A 23674-nucleotide genomic window follows, 5' to 3' on the forward strand; every position below is an offset into this window, starting at 1 on the left:
TCCATTTCACTCGACCTGCTGCCCCACTGCGGTTGCTGGATACCCGATGACGCTGCCTGCCGACATCCCATCCGACCTGCTGCCACCGCGCGTTCGCCCGGTGGACCGGCTCGGTTTCACGCTGTTTCTTGCCGCCCTGGTGCACCTTGCGCTGATCCTCGGGGTGGGTTTCAGCGTGGTCAAGCCCGCCGAAGTCCGCCAGACCATGGACATCACCCTGGCCACCTTCAAGAGCGAGAAAGCGCCGGAGAAAGCCGACTACCAGGCCCAGGACAACCAGCAGGGCAGTGGCACCCTGGACAAGAAAGCCGTCCCCACCACCACCGAAGTGGCGCCGTTCCAGGACAGCAAGGTCAACAAGATCACCCCACCTCCGGCAGCCAGGCCGGAAACGCCAGCGGCGCCGGCGAAATCCGTGGTGACGACCAAGGCAGCGAAACCGCAGAAAGCCGAAACCGCGCCAAAGGAAAGCAAGCCTCAACCCAAGCCCCCCGCACCGGTGCCGGACTTCGACAGCTCGCAGCTGTCGAGCCAGATCGCCAGCCTCGAGGCCGAGCTGTCCAACGAACAGCAGTTGTATGCCAAGCGCCCCCGCATCCATCGTCTCAACGCGGCCTCGACCATGCGCGACAAGGGGGCCTGGTACAAAGAGGAATGGCGCAAGAAAGTCGAGCGGATCGGCAACCTCAATTACCCGGAAGAAGCCCGACGCCAGCAGATGTACGGCAGCCTGCGGATGATGGTGTCGATCAACCGCGACGGTTCGTTGTATGAAGTGCTGGTGCTCGAATCCTCCGGGCAACCGGTGCTGGACCAGGCCGCCCAGCGCATCGTTCGCCTTGCGGCACCGTTCGCGCCGTTCACCGGCGACCTGGCGGAGTTCGACCGCCTGGAGATCATCCGCACCTGGCGCTTCGCGCGTGGGGACCGGCTGTCGAGCAATTGACCGGTACGGGCTGTGTCGGCCCGTCGCTGCGACTTGCCCCGCGATGGGGCCGGTACCTACACCGCACAGCCAGCTTGTCAGCCTCGCCACCTGACGCCACACTACCCCTCATGAAAACCCTCACGCCGAGCTACCTCAAGCACCAGTTCCTGATTGCCATGCCGCACATGGTCGATCCGAACTTTGCCCAGACCCTCACCTACATCGTCGAGCACAACGCCAACGGCGCCATGGGCCTGGTGGTCAACCGCCCGCAGGAGCTGAACCTGGCCGATATCCTCGAGCAGTTGCGCCCGGATGAGGAACCGCCTGCCAGCACCCTGCAGATCCCGATCTACCAGGGTGGCCCGGTGCAGACCGACCGCGGCTTCGTGCTGCACAGCGCCGAATGCACCTACCAGGCCACCATCGAGCTGCAAGGCCTGTCGCTGTCGACATCACAGGATGTGCTGTTCGCCATCGCCGAGGGCGTCGGCCCGAAGCAGAGCCTGATCACCCTGGGCTACGCCGGCTGGGAAGCCGGGCAGCTCGAGGCGGAACTGGCCGATAACGCCTGGCTCAACTGCCCGTTCGACCCCGAGATCCTCTTCGGCATGGCCTGCGAGCAGCGCCTGCAGGCCGCCGCGCAAAGCCTGGGCATCAACCTCAGTCTGCTGACCAGCCAGGCAGGGCACGCCTGATGGCCGAGTTGCGCCTGCTGCTGGGCTTCGACTACGGCACCCGCCAGATCGGCGTCGCCGTCGGCCAGGTCATCACCGGCCAGGCCCGTGAACTGTGTACGCTCAAGGCACAGAACGGCGTGCCGGACTGGAACCAGGTCGAGAAACTGATCAAGGAATGGAAACCCGACGCCATCGTCGTCGGCCTGCCGCTGAACATGGACGGCACGCCCAGCGAGATGAGCGAACGCGCGGAGAAGTTCGCCCGCCGCCTGCATGGACGCTACAACCTGCCGGTACATACCCACGACGAACGCCTGACCACTTTCGAGGCCAAGGGCGAACAGATGGCCCGTGGCGGCCAGCGTGGCAGCTACCGCGACAACCCGGTCGACGCCATCGCCGCGGCACTGCTGCTGCAGGGCTGGCTGGAGGCCAATACCTGACCATCCGCTTTGCTGCCGGCGATGCCGGCGCCCCAAGGAGCACGCAATGAGCCTACCCAATCCCGCCGACCTGATCCGGCAGATGGCCGTCGACCTTCGCGCCCACCTGGCGCGCCGCGCCATCGCCGAGCCACGTTTCATCGGTATCCGCACCGGTGGCGTGTGGGTTGCCCAGGCCCTGCAGCAAGCGCTTGGCGACCAGAGCCCCCTGGGCACCCTCGACGTGTCGTTCTACCGCGACGACTTCAGCCAGAACGGCCTGCACCCGCAGGTGCGCCCGTCCGAGCTGCCGTTCGAGATCGAAGGCCAGCACCTGGTGCTGGTGGATGACGTGCTGATGAGCGGTCGAACCATCCGCGCTGCGCTCAACGAGCTGTTCGACTATGGGCGCCCGGCCAGCGTGACCCTGGTCTGCCTGCTCGACCTGGACGCAGGCGAATTGCCGATCCGCCCGAATGTGCTCGGTGCGACGCTGTCCTTGGCGGCCCATGAACGGGTAAAATTGACCGGACCCGCCCCGCTCGCCCTCGAGCGCCAGGACCTCGCCCCCGCATCCGCCCTTTAAGAGTCCCCCGCGATGACGCCATTCGACGCCAAGCGCCCGCTGCAGCTCAACGATCAGGGCCAGCTACGCCATTTCCTCTCCCTCGACGGTTTGCCCCGCGAACTGCTCACCGAGATCCTCGACACCGCCGACTCCTTCCTCGAAGTTGGCGCCCGGGCCGTCAAGAAGGTTCCGTTGCTGCGCGGCAAGACCGTGTGCAACGTGTTCTTCGAGAACTCCACCCGCACCCGCACCACCTTCGAACTGGCCGCCCAGCGCCTGTCGGCCGACGTGATCAGCCTGAACGTGTCGACCTCCTCGACCAGCAAGGGCGAGACCCTGTTTGATACCCTGCGCAACCTGGAAGCCATGGCTGCCGACATGTTCGTCGTGCGTCACTCCGACTCCGGCGCCGCGCACTTCATCGCCGAGCACGTGTGCCCGGAGGTCGCGGTGATCAACGGCGGCGATGGCCGCCATGCCCACCCGACCCAGGGCATGCTCGACATGCTGACCATCCGTCGGCACAAGGGTAGCTTCGAGAACCTTTCGGTGGCGATCGTCGGCGATATCCTGCACTCGCGCGTAGCCCGCTCCGACATGCTCGCGCTCAAGGCCCTGGGTTGCCCGGACATCCGTGTGATCGGCCCGAAGACGCTGATCCCGATCGGTATCGAGCAGTACGGGGTCAAGGTCTACACCGACCTGGCCGAGGGCCTCAAGGACGTCGACGTGGTGATCATGCTGCGCCTGCAGCGTGAGCGCATGGCCGGTGGCCTGCTGCCCAGCGAGGGCGAGTTCTACCGCCTGTTCGGCCTGACCACCGCGCGCCTGGCCGGCGCCAAGCCGGACGCCATCGTCATGCACCCGGGCCCGATCAATCGGGGCGTGGAAATCGAATCGGCGGTGGCCGACGGCAAGCACTCGGTGATCCTCAACCAGGTGACCTACGGCATCGCCGTGCGCATGGCCGTACTGTCGATGGCCATGAGCGGCCAGAACGCGCAACGTCAACTCGACCAGGAGAACGCCCTGTGACCATCAGCATCATCGGCGCACGGGTCATCGATCCCAGCAGCGGCCTGGACCAGATCACCGACCTGCACCTGGAGAACGGTCGCATCCTTGCCCTCGGCGCAGCGCCAGCAGGCTTCAGCGCCAGCCGCACGATCCAGGCCGACGGCCTGGTGGCCGCACCTGGCCTGGTCGACCTCGACGTCGCCCTGCGCGAGCCGGGCTACAGCCGCAAGGGCAACATTGCCAGCGAAACCCGCGCGGCCGTGGCCGGCGGCGTCACCAGCCTGTGCTGCCCGCCGCAGACCAAACCGGTGCTCGACACCTCGGCCGTCGCGGAACTGATCCTCGACCGTGCCCGCGAGGCAGCCAACAGCAAGGTCTACCCGATTGGCGCCCTGACCAAGGGCCTGGAAGGCGAGCAACTGGCCGAGCTGGTGGCCCTGCGCGACACCGGCTGCGTGGCCTTCGGCAACGGCCTCAAGGAGATCCCCAACAACCGGACCCTGGCCCGCGCCCTGGAATATGCCGCCACCTTCGACCTGACCGTGGTGTTCCACTCCCAGGACCGCGACCTGTCAGCCGGAGGCCTGGCCCACGAAGGTGCCATGGCCAGCTTCCTTGGCTTGCCGGGCATACCGGAAACCGCCGAGACCGTGGCGCTGGCGCGAAACCTGCTGCTGGTCGAACAGACTGGCGTGCGAGCGCACTTCACCCAGATCACCAGCGCCCGCGGCGCACGGCTGATCGCCCAGGCCCAGCAACTGGGGCTGCCAGTCACGGCCGACGTGGCGCTGTACCAGCTGATCCTCACCGACGAGGCGCTGCGCGATTTCTCCAGCCTGTACCACGTACAGCCACCGCTGCGCACCCCGGCCGACCGCGATGGCCTGCGCGAGGCGGTGAAGTCGGGCGTCATCCAGGCGATCTCCAGCCACCACCAGCCCCACGAGCGCGATGCCAAGCTGGCACCGTTCGGCGCCACCGAAGCGGGGATCAGCAGTGTCGAACTGCTGCTGCCGCTGGCCATGACCCTGGTCGAGGACGGCCTGCTCGACCTGCCGACCCTGCTGGCACGGCTGTCCAGCGGCCCGGCCCAGGCGCTGCGCCTACCGGCGGGCGAGCTGAAGGTCGGTGGTGCGGCAGACCTGGTGCTGTTCGACCCGAGCGCCTCCACCGTGGCCGGCGAGCAGTGGTTCTCCCGTGGCGAAAACTGCCCGTTCATCGGGCATTGTCTGCCGGGCGCAGTGCGCTACACCCTGGTCGATGGGCATGTCTGCCACGAGGCCTGAGTAGGCCTCTTCGCGGGCAAGTCGTAGCAGCGAACCGCCGCTGCGACTTGCCCGCGAAGGCCCCACTTCAATGCCACTGCCAATCCGACCATTCATCCCCCCCGGTTGAAATCCTTCCCACCTCCCCCCATATGAGTCTGCAACAGGCATTTTCGCCCCGCTGCGTGGAGACTCTCTCTTGACCACCATCGTTTCTGTCCGCCGTAACGGCAAAGTCGTCATGGGCGGCGACGGCCAGGTATCCCTCGGCAACACCGTCATGAAAGGCAACGCCAAGAAGGTCCGTCGCCTGTACAACGGCGAGGTCATTGCAGGCTTTGCCGGCGCCACCGCCGACGCCTTCACCCTGTTCGAGCGCTTCGAATCGCAACTGCAGAAGCACTCCGGGCACCTGGTGCGTGCGGCCGTCGAACTGGCCAAGGAGTGGCGCACCGACCGCTCGCTGAGCCGCCTGGAAGCCATGCTCGCCGTGGCCAACAAGGACGCCTCGCTGATCATCACCGGTAACGGTGACGTGGTCGAACCCGAAGACGGCCTGATCGCCATGGGTTCCGGTGGCGCCTACGCACAGGCCGCAGCCCGCGCCCTGCTGAACAAGACCGATCTCTCGGCCCGCGAAATCGCCGAGACCGCACTGAATATCGCCGGTGACATCTGTGTGTTCACCAACCACAACCTGACCATCGAGGAGCAGGACCTGGCCGAGTGATCAGCTGATCTGGTGTCCCGCTCACTGCGGGACTTTTTCCCACGCTGACTCACCACACCCCAGGACCCAATTCACCATGTCCATGACCCCCCGCGAGATCGTCCACGAACTCAACCGCCACATCATCGGCCAGGACGACGCCAAGCGTGCCGTCGCCATCGCCCTGCGCAACCGCTGGCGGCGCATGCAGCTGCCTGCCGAGCTGCGTGCCGAAGTCACCCCCAAGAACATCCTGATGATCGGCCCTACCGGCGTCGGCAAGACCGAAATCGCCCGACGCCTGGCCAAGCTCGCCAATGCTCCGTTCATCAAGGTCGAAGCGACCAAGTTCACCGAAGTCGGTTACGTTGGCCGTGATGTCGAGTCGATCATCCGCGACCTCGCCGATGCTGCGCTGAAAATGCTGCGCGAGCAGGAAATCGTCCGTGTGCGCCACCGCGCCGAAGACGCCGCCGAAGACCGCATCCTCGACGCCCTGCTGCCGCAGGCGCGGATCAGCAGCTTCAACGAGGAAGCCCAGCAGTCCAGCAGCGACTCCAACACTCGCCAGCTGTTCCGCAAGCGCCTGCGTGAAGGCCAGTTGGACGACAAGGAAATCGAGATCGAAGTCGCCGATGCGGTGGGCGTCGAAATCGCTGCGCCGCCCGGCATGGAAGAGATGACCAACCAGCTGCAGAGCCTGTTCGCCAACATGGGCAAAGGCAAGCGCAAGGCACGCAAGCTGAAGGTCAAGGAAGCGCTGAAGATGGTCCGTGACGAGGAGGCGAGCCGCCTGGTCAACGAGGAAGAGCTCAAGGCCAAGGCCCTGGAAGCCGTCGAGCAGCACGGCATCGTGTTCATCGACGAGATCGACAAGGTGGCCAAGCGCGGCAACGTCGGCGGCGCCGATGTGTCCCGCGAAGGCGTGCAGCGCGACCTGTTGCCGCTGATCGAAGGCTGCACGGTCAACACCAAGCTGGGCATGGTCAAGACCGACCACATCCTGTTCATCGCCTCCGGTGCGTTCCACCTGAGCAAGCCGAGCGACCTGGTACCGGAGCTGCAGGGCCGCCTGCCGATCCGCGTCGAGCTCAAGGCCCTGACGCCGCAGGACTTTGAGCGCATCCTCAAGGAGCCGCACGCTTCGCTCACCGAACAGTACCGCGAGCTGCTCAAGACCGAAGGCCTGAACATCGCCTTCGCCGACGAAGGCATCAAGCGCCTGGCCGAGATCGCCTTCCAGGTCAACGAGAAGACCGAGAACATCGGAGCCCGCCGCCTGCACACCCTGCTCGAGCGCCTGCTCGAAGAGGTGTCGTTCAGTGCCGGCGACCTGGCCAGCGCCCATGACGAGACGCCGATCAACATCGACGCCGCCTATGTGAACAGCCACCTCGGTGAGCTGGCGCAGAACGAAGACCTGTCGCGTTACATCCTGTAATACCACCACCGCGGGCGAGCCCGCTCCCCAGAGGTCACCACAGTGCCGAAGTATGTGGTGCCCCTGGGGAGCGGGCTTGCCCGCGAATGGGCCCTTGAATCCCTCCATCAGAAGCTGGAAGCTTGTTCCATCAGCTCCCGAGAGATTTCCCCCCATGGCCCGTCTCCCCACCGCCATCAACCTGCACAAAGCCTCGAAGACCCTGACCCTCACCTACGCCCCCGGCGAGGTCTATCACCTGCCCGCCGAGTTCCTGCGCGTGCACTCCCCCTCCGCCGAGGTCCAGGGCCACGGCAACCCCATCCTGCAGTTCGGCAAGATCAACGTCGGCCTCAGCGGCCTGGAACCTGCCGGCCAATACGCCTTGAAACTGACGTTCGACGACGGCCACGACAGCGGCCTGTTCACCTGGGAATACCTCGAGCAACTGTGCCTGCGCCAGGAACAGCTGTGGGCCGAGTACCTCGACGAACTGCACAAAGCCGGCAAATCCCGCGACCCGGTCGAGTCAGTGGTCAAGCTCATGCTCTAGGTCAAGCTTCCCAGGCGTTAGAGCGCATTTTCTAATGTGTTCTGTTTGAATGACTTACAGACAGCCAATGACTGGCTGTCTTGCGCATTGCATGAAAGTCGGGTAACCAATGGGGCTGGCAAGTTCCTGCATCTGTTCGTTATCACTGGTCACCCGAGCAGCAGTACCGGGCGGTCGTCTGTGTACCCGCCACAGCCAGCCGGTACTCGTCTCAGGACAACGGAGCGTCGTAGATGAGTAACAAGAACAACGATGAGTTGCAGAAACAGGCCTCGGAAAACACCCTCGGCCTGAATCCGGTCATCGGCATTCGTCGCAAGGACCTGCTGAGCTCCGCGCGCACCGTACTGCGCCAGGCGGTGCGTCAGCCGTTGCACAGCGCCAAGCATGTGGCCCATTTCGGCCTGGAACTGAAAAACGTGCTGCTAGGCAAGTCCAACCTGCATCCCGAGAGCGATGACCGTCGCTTCAGCGATCCGGCCTGGAGCCAGAATCCGCTCTATCGCCGTTACCTGCAGACCTACCTGGCCTGGCGCAAGGAGCTCAACGACTGGATCGCCGAGAGTGACCTGTCGCCCCAGGATGTCAGCCGCGGCCAGTTCGTCATCAACCTGATGACCGAAGCCATGGCGCCGACCAACACACTGGCCAACCCGCAGGCGGTCAAGCGCTTCTTCGAGACGGGCGGCAAGAGCCTGCTCGATGGCCTGTCCAACCTCGCCAAGGACATGCTCAACAATGGCGGCATGCCCAGCCAGGTGAACATGGAAGCCTTCGAGGTTGGCAAGAACCTCGGCACCAGCGAAGGTGCAGTGGTGTTTCGCAACGACGTGCTGGAACTGATCCAGTACCGGCCGATCACCGAGCAGGTGCACAGCCGCCCGCTGCTGGTAGTGCCGCCACAGATCAACAAGTTCTACGTTTTCGACCTCAGCCCGGAAAAGAGCCTGGCGCGCTTCTGCCTGCGCTCCAACCAGCAGACCTTCATCATCAGTTGGCGCAACCCGACCAAGGCCCAGCGCGAGTGGGGTCTGTCGACCTACATCGACGCTCTGAAGGAAGCAGTGGACGCGGTGCTGGCTATCACTGGCGCCAAAGACCTGAACATGCTCGGTGCCTGCTCCGGCGGCATCACCTGCACCGCGCTGCTGGGCCACTACGCCGCGCTGGGCGAAACCAAGGTCAATTCGCTGACCTTGCTGGTGAGCGTGCTCGACACCACGGTCGATACCCAAGTGGCACTGTTCGTCGACGAACAGACCCTCGAAGCCGCCAAGCGCCACTCCTACCAGGCCGGCGTGCTCGAAGGCAGCGACATGGCCAAGGTGTTCGCCTGGATGCGTCCCAATGACCTGATCTGGAACTACTGGGTCAACAACTACCTGCTCGGCAACGAGCCGCCGATCTTCGACATCCTGTTCTGGAACAACGACACCACACGCCTGCCGGCCGCCTTCCACGGCGACCTGATCGAGATGTTCAAGACCAACCCGCTGACCCGCGCCGACGCGCTGGAAGTCTCCGGCACCGCCATCGACCTGAAGAAAGTGCAGTGCGATATCTACAGCGTCGCCGGCACCGCCGACCACATCACGCCCTGGCAGTCGTGCTACCGCTCGGCGCACCTGTTCGGCGGCAAGATCGAGTTCGTGCTCTCCAACAGCGGCCATATCCAGAGCATCCTCAACCCGCCAGGCAACCCCAAGGCGCGCTTCCTGACCGGTGAAGACCGCCCGGACGACCCATTGGCCTGGCAGGAGAACGCGATCAAGCACGCCGACTCCTGGTGGCTGCACTGGCAGGCCTGGCTGGGTGAACGCGCCGGTGAGCTGAAGAAAGCACCGACGCGCCTGGGCAATCGCGCCTACAGCGCGGGCGAAGCGGCCCCGGGGACCTACGTGCACGAGCGTTGAGTCGCACCGCCGCGGCCACCCGGCGGGCTGCGGCGCTTCATCCATCACAGAGTCAGGCGCATGTCGCAACCCTACGTATTCAGGACCGTCGAGCTGGACAACCAGTCCATCCGCACCGCCGTCCGCCCCGGCAAGCCACACCTGACGCCGCTGCTGATCTTCAACGGCATTGGCGCCAACCTCGAGCTGGTATTCCCATTCATCGAGGCGCTGGACCCGGACCTTGAGGTCATCGCCTTCGACGTACCCGGTGTCGGCGGCTCGTCCACGCCCCGCCACCCCTATCGTTTCCCGGGCCTGGCCAAGCTCACCGCACGCATGCTCGACTACCTTGACTACGGCCAGGTCAATGTCATCGGCGTGTCCTGGGGCGGGGCGCTGGCCCAGCAGTTTGCCCACGACTATCCCGAGCGCTGCAAGAAACTGGTGCTCGCCGCCACCGCTGCGGGGGCCTTCATGGTGCCCGGCAAGCCCAAGGTGTTGTGGATGATGGCCAGCCCGCGGCGCTATGTGCAGCCGTCGCACGTGATCCGCATTGCGCCGATGATTTATGGCGGCGCCTTCCGCCGCGACCCGGACCTGGCGTTGCACCACGCCTCCAAGGTGCGCTCCGGGGGCAAGACCGGCTACTACTGGCAACTGTTCGCGGGGCTTGGCTGGACGAGCATCCACTGGCTGCACAAGATCCACCAGCCGACCCTGGTGCTGGCCGGTGACGATGACCCGCTGATTCCGCTGATCAACATGCGCCTGCTGGCCTGGCGAATTCCCAATGCCCAGCTACACATAATCGATGATGGCCACCTGTTCCTGATCACCCGCGCCGAGGCCGTCGCCCCGATCATCATGAAATTCCTCCAGGAAGAGCGTCAGCGTGCGGTCATGCATCCGCGGCCGGTGGCGCGCAGGTAAGCGGGCGCCAGGACATTCAGTTACTCGGCGGTGCTGCCTTCGCGGGCAAGCCCGCTCCCACAGATCCAGTGCAGGTGGGAGCGGGCTTGCCCGCGAAGGCAGCACCGCAGACAAGGATCGACGAGGGATTGTTGCCATGAAGGACAAACCGGCGAAGGGGACGACACCGATCCCGGCCACCAGCATGAACGTGCAGAACGCCATTGCCGGCCTGCGCGGTCGCGACCTGATTTCGACCCTGCGTCAGGTCGGACGCATCGGCCTGCGCAATCCGCTGCACACCGCCCATCATCTGCTGAGCCTCGGCGGTCAGCTGGGCCGCGTGCTGCTCGGCGACACACCCCACCAGCCGCATCCTCGGGACGCGCGCTTCAGCGATCCGACCTGGAGCCAGAACCCCTTCTACCGGCGCGGCCTGCAGGCCTACCTGGCCTGGCAGAAGCAGACCCGCCAGTGGATCGAGGAAAGCTCGCTGGACGATGACGACAGAGCCCGCGCGCACTTTCTGTTCAACCTGCTCACCGACGCCGTTTCACCAAGCAACTCGCTGCTCAACCCACTGGCGGTCAAGGAAATGCTCAACACCGGTGGCCAGAGCGTAGTGCGCGGCCTCGCCCACTTGCTCGACGACCTGCGCCACAACGACGGCCTGCCGCGCCAGGTCGACGATCGCGCCTTCGAAGTCGGCAGCAATCTGGCCGCAACCCCCGGCGCGGTGGTATTTCGCAACGAGCTGCTGGAGCTGATCCAGTACAAGCCGATGAGCGAAAAACAGTACACCCGCCCGCTGCTGGTGGTGCCGCCGCAGATCAACAAGTTCTATGTATTCGACCTGGGGCCGACCAACAGCTTCGTGCAATACATGCTCAAGAACGGCCTGCAGGTGTTCATGGTCAGTTGGCGCAACCCCGACCCGTGCCACCGCGAATGGGGCCTTTCGAGCTACGTACAGGCACTGGAGGAAGCGCTGGACGCCTGTCGCAGCATCAGCGGCAACCGCGACCCCAACCTCATGGGCGCCTGTGCCGGCGGGCTGACCATGGCCGCGCTGCAGGGGCATCTGCAGGTCAAGGGGCGCTTGCGCAAGGTGCGCAGCGCCACCTACCTGGTGAGCCTGCTCGACAGCCAGTTCGACAGCCCTGCCAGCCTGTTCGCCGACGAACAGACCCTCGAGGCCTCCAAGCGACGCTCCTACCAGCGCGGCGTGCTCGATGGCGGCGAGGTGGCGCGGATCTTCGCCTGGATGCGCCCCAACGACCTGATCTGGAACTACTGGGTCAACAACTACCTGCTCGGCAAGACGCCACCCGCCTTCGACATTCTCTACTGGAACGCCGACAACACTCGCCTGCCTGCAGCCCTGCACGGCGAGCTGCTGGACTTCTTCAAGCTCAACCCACTGGTGCAGCCGGGTGGCCTGGAGGTGTGCGGCACACCGATCGACCTCGGGCAGGTCACGGTCGACAGCTTTACCGTGGCTGGCAGCAACGATCACATCACACCCTGGGACGCGGTGTATCGCTCGGCCCTGCTGCTGGGCGGCGAGCGACGCTTCGTGCTGTCGCACAGCGGGCACATCCAGAGCATCATCAACCCTCCCGGCAACCCCAAGGCCTATTACCTGGAAAACCCTCGGCTCTCCAGCGACCCTCGCGCCTGGTTCCACGATGCCACCCGTAGCGACGGCACCTGGTGGCCGCAGTGGCTGGAGTGGATCTCACGCCGCTCAGGCAGCCTCAGACCGCCGAAGACCGAACTGGGCAGCCCCTCCTACCCACCGCTCGGGCCGGCGCCTGGCACCTACGTGATGGCACGTTGAGCCCATGAAGACCCGCGACCGCATCCTGGCCTGCGCCCTTGAGCTGTTCAACCGCCAGGGCGAGCCGAACGTCTCGACCCTGGAGATCGCCAACGAGCTGGGCATCAGCCCGGGCAACCTCTACTACCACTTCCACGGCAAGGAGCCGCTGGTACTGGGCCTGTTCGAGCGGTTCGAAGACGAGTTGATGCCGCTGCTCGATCCACCACTGGAGGTGCGCCTGGATGCCGAGGACTATTGGCTGTTCCTGCACCTGATCGTCGAGCGCATGGCGCAGTACAGCTTCCTGTTCCAGGACCTGTCCAATCTCACCGGCCGCCTGCCCAAGCTGGCACGCGGCATGCGCGGGCTGATCAATGCGATCAAGCGCACCCTGGCGGCGCTGCTGGCCAGTCTCAAGAGCCAGGGATTGGTGGTGAGCGAGACCCAGGCGCTGGGGCAACTGGTGGAGCAGATCACGCTGACACTGCTGTTCTCGCTGGATTACCAGCGGGTACTGGGGCGCGAGGGCGATGTGGGGATCGTGGTGTACCAGGTGATGATGCTGGTGGCACCGCATCTGCAGGAACCGGCGCGCAGGGCGGCGGAGCAGTTGGCGGGGAAATATCTGGAAGTGTAGGGGCTGAAGTTGCGGTGTTGCCACTGACGCATTCGCGGGCAAGTCGCAGCGGCGGTTCACCGATGCGACTTGCCCGCGAAACGCACGCCGCGATATCAGCTTTGGCTAGCTGGGCTCACCGGTGCCGACGGCGTATTGCCAGTTGCTGCTGCGCTTGCTGCCGGTGCCGTGGTTGCGGCCGGAGCGGCGGGCTTCGCGGCAGCCGGCTTGGCTGCAGTCGGCTTGGCCGGGGCTTTCTTCACAGCAGGTTTCTTCGCTGCCGCAGGCTTGGCGGCTACCGGCTTGGCTGCGGGTTTCGCCGCAGGCTTGGCGGCCGGCTTGGCAGCTGCAGCTTTGGCAGCGGGCTTGGCCGCAGGTTTAGCCGCGGCGGTCTTGGCAGCGGGTTTTGCCGCAGCAGTCTTGGCAGTTGGCTTGGCAGCGGGTTTCGCCGCAGCCTTGGCCAATGGCTTGGCAGCGGTCTTGCTCGCTGCGGACTTCGACGCCGAGGCCTTGGACACCGGTGCCACTGAGGCGCCTGTCAACTTCTCGATCTGCTTGGTCAGGCTGTCGACCTGCTGGTGCAGCGCCTTGATCTCGTTACGGCTAGGAACGCCCAGACGCGAGATTGCACTGTTCAGACGCTTGTCGAAGGCCTCTTCCAGCTCGCTCCACTTGCCCAGCGCGCGATCCTTCACATCGGAGACTCGCGAGGTAGTCGCCGACTTGGCCGCATCGGCATCCTTCTTCGCCTGCTTTTCAGCCTTCTCGCCATCCTTCACCAGCGAATCGAAAAGCTTGGGGCCATCCTGGTCGACCTTGGAGTAGATCCCCAGGCCTGCCAGCCAGATCTTGCGGGAGTACTTCTCGATCCCGCCGATCCAGGAGCTGCCTTCTTTTTCGGTGTTCTTCTTGCCAGCCATCCTGCTCTCCTTATGGTTTGCGCGCGACACGCTCGAGCAACTCGGTCAGCTGTTCGAGTTTGATGGACAACGCCTCAACGTCATGTTTAGACGGAATGCCGATGCGATTCAAGGCGCGGGCCACCCGTGCGTCGAAAGCCTTTTCGATTTTGTCGAGCTGGACCTCGACCTTGCCACGTACCCGGCTCACTTCCTCGGCCGCTTCATCGAGCTGGCCGTTGGCCGCGTCGAGCTTCTTGTCGAGGGTTTTCTTGCCGCGTTTCTCGACGCCTTCACCGGCCTTGACCAGCTCCTTGAAGTACTCCGAGCCTTCCTGGCCGACCCGGGCGTATGCGCCGATGCCTGCCAGCCAGATCTTGCGCGCGTAGCCGCGCACTTCACTCAGGGTGCCTTGGGCGTCGTCCTGCTGCTTGAGATTCACTTTGGCCATACTGGTTGCCTCATGCTCGTAGAGGGAGGGAGGAACTGCCCATGGAAGTCGGGCTTGAGCATAAGGTAGGGGAGGAAATTAGAATCATCACCCTAAGCTGGTGACTGTGCTGGAACTCCTCTATAGCAACGCCTTGCCGCCGCACGGGCGTCACGCTTCAAGCGCTTACCTGTTAAAAATGCTAGTTGCAGACGCAGAAACCAGCCTATTAGATGAGGTGACACCCCCTCAGGAAGACATGAATATGAGCACCAGCACACATGGCGGAAAAGTAAACTTCCACAGCTACATCGAAAGTGGCGTCGATCCCAGAACACTGACGTTCTCGGCAAACATTCTCCTGGGTACATTGGTCAACCCCAACTACGATATTCGCCTTTTTTATTCGCCGCTCAATCAGAACGATTTTGGACTGGGTCTGGGATGGCGGATCCCCGCGACGGTCTATAACAAAAAATCGAAGTTGCTTTCGCTATCAGACGGCCGTCTTTACCAAGTAGACGAAAACCTGAACTTGACGGACAGCAACGGTGATGTGTTCCTGAAAGAAGAGCCTGGCGTGGGCTACCGGGTCACCTATCGAAGCACAGGGATCATCGAATTTCTGACGGCCGGAAAAATCGATCTCTGCCCCTGTACGTCTCGCTACTCTGCATTCGGCGTTGGCATGACGCTGGACTGGGAGATTGACGAAGCGGCCAACAGTGTCAAATTGAAGAGCATTCATTCCCTGCATACCGACAAGGAACAGCTCCTTCAGATCGACTACGCGGCAAAGGCCCCTGTCATCAAGCTCTGGCCAGATCAGGACGAGCAGAGAACCTTCGCCCTAGAACTGAAATCAAATCACCTGTTAGGTATCGAAAACAGCAGTGTGCAACCACCGTTGAATTGGAAGTTTGACTACGAACGCAAAAAAAAAATGCTCTCATATAAACCTGGTGTTTATCCCCTGAGCAGGATACGCTCCCCCTCCGGCCGCGTAGAAAAAGCGTTCTATAATTTCCGCGCAAGAGTTCAGGCTCAGGCCACGGAAGACGACTTCACGCTATTCCTGCAAGCCCACACAGACTCAAACACATCGTATACTATAATTTTGCGCTATGTAGATCAGCATTTCATTGAACGCACCGGCCTTGAGTACGACACAAAAGGCGCACTCCTCTCAAGGAGTGAGTCAAGCATTCCAAAAAAGACCTTCGATGATATCTTAAACAACCCCACCGAGGACTCTTTAGAATATATTGAATGCGTACTGCTATCCACTTCAAGAGACAGACTAATCGGTCAGAACACCATTCATACTGACCTATCGACTTCATATTCGTCTAAATGCGGCACTCGAGAAGATTTCAAAAAAAAGCAGTCGCAACTGAAAGAACGTACAAAAACGGTTAACTACACTTACAACGAACTCTTCTCAATCACAAAAGAAACATCCCTGATTAATAATGCGACCCAGCTGACAAAAACCTGGAAATACGACAGTCACGGACGTCTGATCGAGGCGATAGAAAACCAGGAGAAAAAAACATTAAGCTACCTGTTGGACAACGCTGAAAGCAACCTGATCGCTTACGAAAAAACCATCCCTGACACGGCAGAAAAAAGTACCTACCTTGAGCGCTTTTACTTCTACACCGCACATAAACAAACTACCACTCCACTCAAAGGGCAAATCACCTACCTGCCTGAAGCGCTTATTACAAATCGCTATCAATCTGAAAAACTGAAACACCAAACGATTGACCACATCGAGAGCTATCACACTGACGCCAACAACAGCGAATACTTGCAAGTCGACGAAATGAGCTCATATGAAAGTCACTCTGAAATTATTGAAAGGCAGGCACTCCAAACCTGCTTGAACAAAGCGAAATGGCCTGCCGACGTCAATAGCGACAACACTAACTTGACTGAAAAACTCAAAATTTCTTACATCCACTCAATAGCCGGACAGACAGAACGCATTGCAACACTGACGACGCGTGACGATTTGACATGTACCACAAGCAGTACCGTGTCGACGCGCACCGGTTTGGTCCTGAAAGAACAGGATATTTCTGGAAACATTTCCAGCTATACATGGGACGGTTTAGGCCGCCTGACCAAGACCCTCAATAACTCGGGCAGTGAGTTCGAAACGACAGAAACCTATGAGCACGGCCTGGCATTGCCAGACACGCTGAAATTCAAGGATGATAAAGCCCCCAGCTTAGCACTGAGTGGCTACATCCAGCACACCGACACCACCGGAGCCAAGACACTGTCGATCTACGACAACAGGAACCAGGAAATCGAGGTTTGGGAATGCCGTTCAGACCCTGAAAACGAATGGTACTGCCTGCAGAAAAAAAGCTACGTGGACGGAAAGGTTCGTGAAGTTATCGACTACGACTACTCTAGCTCAACGCCCGTCCACCGAACTGCACTCACGCAGTATCTCGACAATACCCGTTTCGATATCGAAAAAGATTCATCAGGCGATGCGAGCACCACAGCCTATATTTATACCGTTGCGTGGGACACGGCTGAATATCGAGCGATCGTCAAAGTATACTTTGACAACACTGCAGTCGAAAGTTCGGCTCAGGCAGAGCTAGGTGCAGGCACAATGAACGGCTACATAAGGTTCTGGATCAACGACGACAACGTGATCAACAAGGTAAAGGTACCGTTCGACTGCGTGAACAGCAAACCGTTCGGCTTATGTGAAATGCAGTTTCTGGACACGCGCGGCAATGTCACCAACGTGCATCGCCTTGCTCTGTCAGTCGCCGCCAAGGACAGTCGCACCCTTACCGTCACGCCACACTCTACTGCCAGCCAGACCTACAATGCCGGTAAACGCACTTCGGTGACAGACGAACAGGGCCAGCTGACAAGCTTCGCCTACGACGTGTTCGGACGTGTCACCACTACCACCTACCCGGATGGCAGCGTGCTGAACAAGACCTACCCCACACATTCCAGTCGGGAATTGATCGAGTCCATCACACTGACAGCAGGAGAAACCGTTCACGCACTTGGAACACAGGTATTCGATGGCCTCGAGCGTCTGGTTTCCAGCACCAGTACAGGTCAACGAACCTTCACCTACACCGATAACCGCCTGGATCCCGCCAAAGAAGTTTCACCGCGCGGAACCTTGACCTATGAAAGCATTCCCCAACTGGGCAGCGCCGCGAAATCCATAAAAGGCAAAGACCTTCATCATCAGTTCAGCTACGCCAAGGGTACCGGCCTGCTCAGCCAGTACACGGACCAGAGCGGCCTCGACGTCACACTTGGCTACGGTGCACTCAGTCGCCCCGTCAACGAAACGATAGTGCCGGCAAAGGACCAGCCAGCACTTACGCAATCATTGGCATGGAGCCCCAATGGCAGATGCACCAGCTATAAAGATGTTGCCGGAGTCACGCAAGCCCGCAGGTACGATGCCCGCGGCAACGTAGTGGAAGTCGATGATCCGGACATCAAGGTCACCGCCGTATACGGTGCGTTCAACCGCATGAAGTCGCAGGTAATAACGCGCAAGAAAAGCGCGGAAAAGCTGACCATCGAATATTCCTACAATGCGCTCGGAGAAGAAGTCGAACGTCGCATCGTACCCGCCGACAAAAGCAAGGCAGTCACGGTCCAGCACACCTATCGCAAGAACCACCAACTGGCCACGCGCACTGTCATCGCCAAGGGGCAGACCGTACGCAAGGAAAGCTTCAGTTATGACAACCGCAACATGCTTAGCGGTTACGAATGCTCAGGCTCCGAGCTGAACCTGGATTCCTTCGGTAAAGCCATCACCAAACTGGAACTGACCAACGACGCGCTGGGCAACATCGTCACCTGCATCAGCCACTTCGACGGTGGCTCGGATACCGCAACCTTCCACTACGATAATCCGCAGGTGCCTTGCCAACTGAGCAAAATCTCTCACACACATGCCGATTACCCCGCTGTCATCGAGCTGAAATACGACGCCAATGGCTGCATGACCAAAAATGAAAAAGGCCAGACGCTGAGCTACGACGCCCTGAATCGGCTGGCCAGCCTGAAAGACGCAGAGCACACCTATCTGTATCACTACGATCCTCAAGGCCGGTTGCGCTCGCGCAGCAAGTTGACCGAACGTACCGATTGGCACTATGACCCGAGCATGACCATGCCGCTGCTGGTCAGCGAACGCCGGGGCGAAAAAACCCTGCGTCTGTGCAGGCTTGCCGAAGAGGTTTGCGCAACTACACACCCCGATACCGACAAACCGCTGCTTATCTGCGCTGACCGTGTGGGTACACCGCTGATTACCCTGGACGGAACTCTGGATCCGAAACTGATCAAGTGCTCCCCCTTCGGCATCAGCGATGCACCTCTATCGGCGGCCTGGACTGGCGGGCTGTATGACGACGTCAGCGGCGTCTATCACTTGGGTGAACGCCAATACAGCCCCTCGCTCATGCGTTTCACCACGCCCGACAGCTGGAGCCCTTTCGGTGCCGGGGGGTACAACATTTATGCCTATCTGGATCCGGTCAATTGCCCTGATCCGAATGGACATATTTCGTTCTGGGGATGGGTGGGCATCGCAGCGGCCGTACTACTTGGTGTCGTCGTGGGAGTGCTGACCATGGGGGCTGGCGTGGCGGCGATCATGGCTACGGGCATGACGTTGGCAGCAGGCATGATGGTCGCAGGCGGCGCATTGATACTCGCTGCCGGCGTAGTCGGCATAGCTGCTGAAGTGGTGCGCGACCATGACCCTGCCACCGCCCGTACGCTCGACTGGGTGGCATTTGGCCTAGGCGTGGCAGGCGCTGTCCTCACCCTGGGGGCGGGCTTCGCTCGTGGAGCGGCACAAACAGCCTTGCGTGGCGTTCGCAGCGCGGCCCCCAGGGTCGGGAGAATGAGCGTATATGCCGTTCAAGACAGAACGCTGGCTATCGAACTACAGCCGCTGGGTCAGACGCTGGAGGCTGGAGGGCGGGCAATGCAAGCCGAGTTCATTGGTGGCTCAAGATTTGCATACAGCACTGCCTCGGACATGGTCAGCGGGGTGCAGAGCGTTGGCAGCACGCTGGCATTGGACTTGCTCTCACGTCTGGCTTCCACCGCACCGTTCCGACTGGTTGGCATGACCATGGGCATGGAGGCGATGCTGGGCTTGGGCATCGGCGCCCGTCATCATCACGACCAGCAAGCCTGAGCAACGAGCACCTGTTGCATGCTTCCCTGCTGCGCCTGCCGGGCGCAGCAAGGGAAGCGCCCTACAGCCCCCGAGGGCTTCGTCAGATCACATCAGGGCCTTGTCCAGCGCACGCTCGATCTCGCCCTTGATGGTCCCGCTCATCATCGACAGCATCATGCCCAGCTTCAGCTCGACACGGATGCTGTCCTCGCCGATGTGCACGCTGCCGTTGGCGCCGCTGCGCGCGACATCGACGCGGTCGCCATTCCAGGTGGCCTTGAGGTCGTACTCGCGCGACAGCTTGTCGACCAGGCTTTCAGCCTTGGCACGGGCAGCTTCGCGACCGAGGGAATGTTTGCGTTCGACGCTGATCTGAGTCATGCGGGGTATCCAGGCAATGAAGACATAATCGGCATTATGCCCGCGCCCGCGAGACGGCACACCCCGCCAAGACAAATCCGCCCGTTCGCCCTAGAATGGCGGTAATTTTTTTCGGTGAAGCGATATGAACGACCAGCGCAAAGGCGACCACGCCGAACCCACCACCCACTTTGGCTACCAGGACGTCCCCGAGAGCCAGAAGGCGAAGAAGGTCGCCGAGGTCTTCCACTCCGTGGCCGCCAAGTACGACCTGATGAACGATGTGCTCTCCGGCGGCATGCACCGCCTGTGGAAGCGCTTCACCATCGAGCTGTCCGGTGTGCGCCCCGGCAACCGCGTGCTCGACATCGCCGGCGGCACCGGTGACCTGGCTGCCAAGTTCTCGCGACTGGTCGGCCCGACCGGCCAGGTGGTACTGGCCGACATCAACGAATCGATGCTCAAGGTTGGCCGCGATCGCCTGCTCGACCGCGGCGTGGCCGGTAATATCGAGTTCGTCCAGGCCGATGCTGAAAAGCTGCCCTTCCCCGACAACCACTTCGACTGCGTGACCATCGCTTTCGGCCTGCGCAACGTGACGCACAAGGATGAAGCCATCCGCTCGATGCTGCGTGTGCTCAAGCCTGGTGGCCGCCTGCTGGTGCTGGAGTTCTCCAAGCCCACCAACAAACTGATGTCGCGCGCCTACGACGCCTACTCCTTCGCCTTCATGCCCCTGGCCGGCAAGCTGATCACCAACGACTCGGAAAGCTATCGCTACCTGGCCGAATCGATCCGCATGCACCCGGACCAAGAAACGCTGAAAAGCATGATGGTCGATGCCGGTTTCGACCGCGTCACCTACCACAACATGACCAGCGGCATCGTCGCCGTGCACCGGGGAATCAAACCCTGATGCTCCTGGCCGGGCTGCTCGCCAGCGTCGAGCACGGGCTCAACCGTGTGCTGCGCATGGACAGCACCGCGCTGCCGCGCCTGGGCGCGCTGGAAGGCAAGGTGATCGCCATCGACTGCCGCCAGCCCGCCCTGCAGTTGTTCATCCTGCCCGACGAAGAGGGCCTGATGCTCGCTGCACATTGGGAGGGCGAGGTCGATTGCACCCTGCGTGCGCCGGCCGGCAGCCTGGCCCAGCTGGCCTTCGCCACAGACAAGAACGCCGTGCTGCACAGCCCGCAGGTCGAGCTGCATGGCGACAGCGCGGTGCTGCTCGACCTGGTCGGCGTGCTCCAGGACCTGGAGCTCGATTGGGAGTACGAGCTGTCGCGCTGGCTGGGGCCGGTCCCCACCGCGCTGATCGCCGGCCACTTGCGCCTGCGCGCACGCTGGACCCGGCAGGGCCTGTCGCGGTTCAGCCAGAATCTGTCCGAGTACCTGGCCGAGGAATCGCGTACCCTGGTCGGGCAGCGCGAAGCCGAAGCGGCATTCAGCGAGCTCGATGCGCTGAAGGTCGATATCGAACGTCTCGAGGCGCGCATCCGTCGCCTTTCCCACACTCTTGATTCCAGCGATAACGCATGAAGCTGCTCGCCGTCCGCCGTCTGTTGCGCATCCAGCGCGTCGTGATCCGCTACCGCCTCGATGACCTGCTGTTCGACCTGCCCCTGCCCTGGTGGCTGCTGAGCATCCGCCTGCTGCTGCCCTGGCGCTGGCTGCCGCGCAAGCCCAGCGAGCTCAGCCGCGGCGCGCGCCTGCGCCTGGCCCTGCAGGACCTGGGGCCGATCTTCATCAAGTTCGGCCAACTGCTCTCCACCCGCCGCGACCTGCTGCCAACGGACGTCGCCGACGAGCTGATGCTGCTGCAGGACCGCGTGCCGCCATTCGACCCACAGAAAGCCGTGGCGCTGATCGAAGCGCAGCTCGGTGCGAAAGTCGGCGAGGTGTTCAGCCGCTTCGACGTCGAGCCGCTGGCCTCGGCCTCGGTCGCCCAGGTACATGCGGCACGTCTCAAGAGCGGCGAAGAGGTGGTCGTCAAGGTGGTTCGCCCGGGGCTCAAGCCCGTGATCGCGCAGGACCTGGCGTGGTTGTTCCTGATCGCCAAGGTGGCCGAACGGGCCTCCGCCGATGCCCGCCGCCTACACCCGGTGGAAGTGGTCAGCGATTACGAAAAGACCATCTACGACGAGCTCGACCTGTTGCGCGAAGCAGCCAATGCCAGCCAGCTGCGGCGCAACTTCGAAGGCTCGGAGCTGATGTACGTGCCGCAGGTGTACTGGGACCTGTGCCGCCCGAAAGTGCTGGTGATGGAGCGCATCTACGGCGTGCCGGTCACCGACATGGCCACCTTGGCCGACCAGCGCACCGACATGAAGCTTCTGGCCGAACGCGGTGTCGAGGTGTTCTTCACCCAAGTGTTCCGTGACAGCTTCTTTCACGCCGACATGCACCCGGGCAACATCTTCGTCAGCACGGTCAAGCCGTGGAGCCCGCAGTACATCGCCATCGACTGCGGCATCGTCGGCAGCCTGACCGCCGAAGACCAGGACTACCTGGCACGCAACCTGATCGCTTTCTTCAAGCGCGACTACCGTCGCGTGGCGCAATTGCACATCGATTCGGGCTGGGTACCGGCACACACCAAGGTCAACGAATTCGAAGCGGCGATCCGCACCGTATGCGAGCCGATCTTCGAAAAACCGTTAAAGGATATTTCCTTCGGCCAGGTGCTGATGCGCCTGTTCCAGACGGCCCGCCGTTTCAATATGGAAGTTCAGCCGCAGTTGGTGCTGCTGCAGAAAACCCTGCTCAACATCGAAGGCCTGGGGCGCCAGCTGTACCCTGACCTGGACCTGTGGAGCACCGCGAAGCCCTATCTGGAACGCTGGATGCGCGAGCGCATGAGCCCCAAGGCGGTGTTCGGCAACCTCTATAGCCAAGCCGAGCAGTTGCCGCACCTGGCCGACATGACCCGCGACCTGCTCGAACGCTTGTCGCAACCGCACCTGCACGACCCGCAACTGCCAGAGCGCCGCCGGGCGGGCGACAACTGGGCGCTGCGCCTGCTCGGTGCCGGCCTGCTCGGTGGCGGGGCGACCCTGGCCACCGGTGCCGCGAGCCTCAGCGCCCCGGCCGCCTGGCCGGCGTGGCTGATGCTGGCTGCCGGGCTCTACCTGATCGTGCGCCGATAGCCAGCCGCGCTGCTGGCTGGCACACTAGGCGCAAAGGGTCCGGTACGGGAGCGGGCCTGTTTTGGAGTCGACGATGAAAGACTGGCTGGACGAGATCAAGTGGAACAGCGATGGCCTGGTACCGGCGATCGCCCAGGACCACAAGACCGGGCGTGTGCTGATGATGGCCTGGATGAACCGTGAATCGCTCGCCCTGACTGCCGCCGAGAACCGCGCCATCTATTGGTCGCGCTCGCGGGGCAAGCTGTGGCGCAAGGGCGAAGAGTCCGGCCATGTGCAGAAACTGCATGAGCTGCGCCTGGATTGTGACGCCGACGTGGTCATCCTGATGGTCGAGCAACTGGGTCATATCGCCTGCCATACCGGCCGTGAAAGCTGCTTCTATCGTGTCTTCGAAAACGGTGAATGGAAGATCGTCGACCCGGTCCTGAAAGATCCTGACACTATCTACCACGCGGGGCACTGAACATGAGCGACACACTCGATCGCCTGGCTGAAGTGCTCGAACAACGCAAGCAGGCGGCCCCCGACAGCTCCTACGTGGCGAGCCTCTACCACAAGGGTCTGAACAAGATTCTGGAGAAGCTTGGCGAAGAGTCGATCGAGACGATCATCGCCGCCAAGGACGCCGCCGTGAGCAAGGATTACAGTGATGTCATCTATGAAACCGCCGACCTGTGGTTTCATAGCCTGGTGATGCTCAGCGCACTGGGGCAGCATCCACAGGCGGTACTGGACGAACTCGACCGCCGCTTCGGGCTTTCCGGCCATGACGAGAAGGCCGCGCGCCAACCGACCTGATCGACATGCCCCTGCAGGAGCGGGCTCGCCC

Annotated in this window: 21 protein-coding genes and 2 pseudogenes; 19 read left to right on the forward strand and 4 right to left on the reverse strand. The window is 62.2% G+C overall.

Going from position 1 to position 23674, the window contains the following annotated elements:
* Positions 1–46: 46 nt before the first annotated feature.
* The 13 genes from IAE40_RS04575 to IAE40_RS04635 all read left to right on the forward strand — a co-directional run bounded on the left by IAE40_RS04575 (position 47) and on the right by IAE40_RS04635 (position 12825).
* Entirely contained in the window at positions 47–946 is a 900-nt protein-coding gene (locus IAE40_RS04575) for an energy transducer TonB (protein ID WP_063546554.1), read from the forward strand.
* A 110-nt stretch (positions 947–1056) separates the two neighbouring features.
* Complete coding sequence (locus IAE40_RS04580) at positions 1057–1626, forward strand: YqgE/AlgH family protein (protein WP_125931242.1); 570 nt, start codon at positions 1057–1059, stop codon at positions 1624–1626.
* A complete protein-coding gene (ruvX, locus tag IAE40_RS04585; protein WP_054894841.1) occupies positions 1626–2051 on the forward strand; it encodes a Holliday junction resolvase RuvX in 426 nt (141 codons plus the stop codon). The genes IAE40_RS04580 and ruvX overlap by 1 nt, the downstream gene beginning before the upstream one ends.
* 46 nt (positions 2052–2097) lie before the next feature.
* The gene (pyrR, locus tag IAE40_RS04590; protein WP_054894842.1) at positions 2098–2616 is read left to right on the forward strand and encodes a bifunctional pyr operon transcriptional regulator/uracil phosphoribosyltransferase PyrR; all 519 of its coding nucleotides are present in this window, start codon (positions 2098–2100) and stop codon (positions 2614–2616) included.
* A 12-nt stretch (positions 2617–2628) separates the two neighbouring features.
* On the forward strand, positions 2629–3633 hold the full coding sequence (locus tag IAE40_RS04595) for an aspartate carbamoyltransferase catalytic subunit (RefSeq protein ID WP_054894843.1): 1005 nt from the start codon (positions 2629–2631) through the stop codon (positions 3631–3633).
* A complete protein-coding gene (locus IAE40_RS04600; RefSeq protein ID WP_054894844.1) occupies positions 3630–4901 on the forward strand; it encodes a dihydroorotase in 1272 nt (423 codons plus the stop codon). The genes IAE40_RS04595 and IAE40_RS04600 overlap by 4 nt, the downstream gene beginning before the upstream one ends.
* A 178-nt stretch (positions 4902–5079) precedes the next feature.
* Positions 5080–5610 carry an ATP-dependent protease subunit HslV gene (gene hslV / locus IAE40_RS04605; protein ID WP_054894845.1) on the forward strand — a complete coding sequence of 177 codons (531 nt, stop codon included), beginning with the start codon at positions 5080–5082 and terminating at the stop codon, positions 5608–5610.
* A gap of 76 nt (positions 5611–5686) precedes the next feature.
* Entirely contained in the window at positions 5687–7030 is a 1344-nt protein-coding gene (gene hslU, locus IAE40_RS04610) for an ATP-dependent protease ATPase subunit HslU (RefSeq protein WP_200602745.1), read from the forward strand.
* A 154-nt stretch (positions 7031–7184) separates the two neighbouring features.
* Positions 7185–7562 (forward strand): gamma-butyrobetaine hydroxylase-like domain-containing protein, encoded by a 378-nt coding sequence (locus tag IAE40_RS04615; RefSeq protein WP_063546560.1) that lies wholly within the window; start codon positions 7185–7187, stop codon positions 7560–7562.
* 233 nt (positions 7563–7795) lie between these two features.
* Positions 7796–9475: a class II poly(R)-hydroxyalkanoic acid synthase gene (gene phaC, locus IAE40_RS04620; protein WP_200602746.1), complete on the forward strand. Its 1680-nt coding sequence runs from the start codon at positions 7796–7798 to the stop codon at positions 9473–9475.
* A gap of 60 nt (positions 9476–9535) precedes the next feature.
* Positions 9536–10387: a poly(3-hydroxyalkanoate) depolymerase gene (gene phaZ, locus IAE40_RS04625; RefSeq protein WP_063546564.1), complete on the forward strand. Its 852-nt coding sequence runs from the start codon at positions 9536–9538 to the stop codon at positions 10385–10387.
* 136 nt (positions 10388–10523) lie between these two features.
* Positions 10524–12206, forward strand: coding sequence for a class II poly(R)-hydroxyalkanoic acid synthase (phaC, locus tag IAE40_RS04630; protein ID WP_112899346.1), 1683 nt, complete (start codon positions 10524–10526; stop codon positions 12204–12206).
* A 4-nt stretch (positions 12207–12210) separates the two neighbouring features.
* The gene (locus IAE40_RS04635; protein WP_197893364.1) at positions 12211–12825 is read left to right on the forward strand and encodes a TetR/AcrR family transcriptional regulator; all 615 of its coding nucleotides are present in this window, start codon (positions 12211–12213) and stop codon (positions 12823–12825) included.
* A 143-nt stretch (positions 12826–12968) separates the two neighbouring features.
* Here the strand turns inward: IAE40_RS04635 and IAE40_RS25985 are convergent.
* The 3 genes and pseudogenes from IAE40_RS25985 to IAE40_RS04645 all read right to left on the reverse strand — a co-directional run.
* Positions 12969–13307, reverse strand: a pseudogene (locus IAE40_RS25985) (hypothetical protein); the annotation flags it as partial.
* 42 nt (positions 13308–13349) lie between these two features.
* Positions 13350–13724, reverse strand: a pseudogene (locus tag IAE40_RS25990) (phasin family protein); the annotation flags it as partial.
* A 10-nt stretch (positions 13725–13734) separates the two neighbouring features.
* A complete protein-coding gene (locus IAE40_RS04645) occupies positions 13735–14154 on the reverse strand; it encodes a phasin family protein (protein ID WP_197893366.1) in 420 nt (139 codons plus the stop codon).
* Between the two features lie 106 nt (positions 14155–14260).
* Here IAE40_RS04645 and IAE40_RS04650 point away from each other — a divergent pair, with 106 nt between their 5' ends.
* The gene (locus tag IAE40_RS04650; RefSeq protein WP_200602747.1) at positions 14261–19354 is read left to right on the forward strand and encodes an RHS repeat-associated core domain-containing protein; all 5094 of its coding nucleotides are present in this window, start codon (positions 14261–14263) and stop codon (positions 19352–19354) included.
* Positions 19355–19441: 87 nt separating this feature from the next.
* Here IAE40_RS04650 and IAE40_RS04655 read toward each other — a convergent pair whose 3' ends face one another.
* Positions 19442–19717, reverse strand: coding sequence for a polyhydroxyalkanoic acid system family protein (locus IAE40_RS04655; protein ID WP_197893368.1), 276 nt, complete (start codon positions 19715–19717; stop codon positions 19442–19444).
* 124 nt (positions 19718–19841) lie between these two features.
* On the opposite strand from IAE40_RS04655, the gene ubiE reads away from it, so the two are divergent.
* The 5 genes from ubiE to IAE40_RS04680 all read left to right on the forward strand — a co-directional run bounded on the left by ubiE (position 19842) and on the right by IAE40_RS04680 (position 23643).
* Complete coding sequence (gene ubiE, locus IAE40_RS04660) at positions 19842–20612, forward strand: bifunctional demethylmenaquinone methyltransferase/2-methoxy-6-polyprenyl-1,4-benzoquinol methylase UbiE (RefSeq protein ID WP_054894788.1); 771 nt, start codon at positions 19842–19844, stop codon at positions 20610–20612.
* Positions 20612–21235 carry a ubiquinone biosynthesis accessory factor UbiJ gene (locus IAE40_RS04665; protein ID WP_151925997.1) on the forward strand — a complete coding sequence of 208 codons (624 nt, stop codon included), beginning with the start codon at positions 20612–20614 and terminating at the stop codon, positions 21233–21235. Before ubiE ends, IAE40_RS04665 begins: the two co-directional genes overlap by 1 nt.
* Positions 21232–22842, forward strand: coding sequence for a ubiquinone biosynthesis regulatory protein kinase UbiB (gene ubiB / locus IAE40_RS04670; protein WP_197893369.1), 1611 nt, complete (start codon positions 21232–21234; stop codon positions 22840–22842). Before IAE40_RS04665 ends, ubiB begins: the two co-directional genes overlap by 4 nt.
* A 73-nt stretch (positions 22843–22915) precedes the next feature.
* On the forward strand, positions 22916–23308 hold the full coding sequence (hisI, locus tag IAE40_RS04675; RefSeq protein ID WP_054894791.1) for a phosphoribosyl-AMP cyclohydrolase: 393 nt from the start codon (positions 22916–22918) through the stop codon (positions 23306–23308).
* A gap of 2 nt (positions 23309–23310) precedes the next feature.
* The gene (locus IAE40_RS04680; protein WP_054894792.1) at positions 23311–23643 is read left to right on the forward strand and encodes a phosphoribosyl-ATP diphosphatase; all 333 of its coding nucleotides are present in this window, start codon (positions 23311–23313) and stop codon (positions 23641–23643) included.
* The last annotated feature ends 31 nt before the right edge of the window (positions 23644–23674 follow it).

This window comes from Pseudomonas sp. S44 (assembly GCF_016624805.1).
Lineage (GTDB): Bacteria > Pseudomonadota > Gammaproteobacteria > Pseudomonadales > Pseudomonadaceae > Aquipseudomonas > Aquipseudomonas machongensis.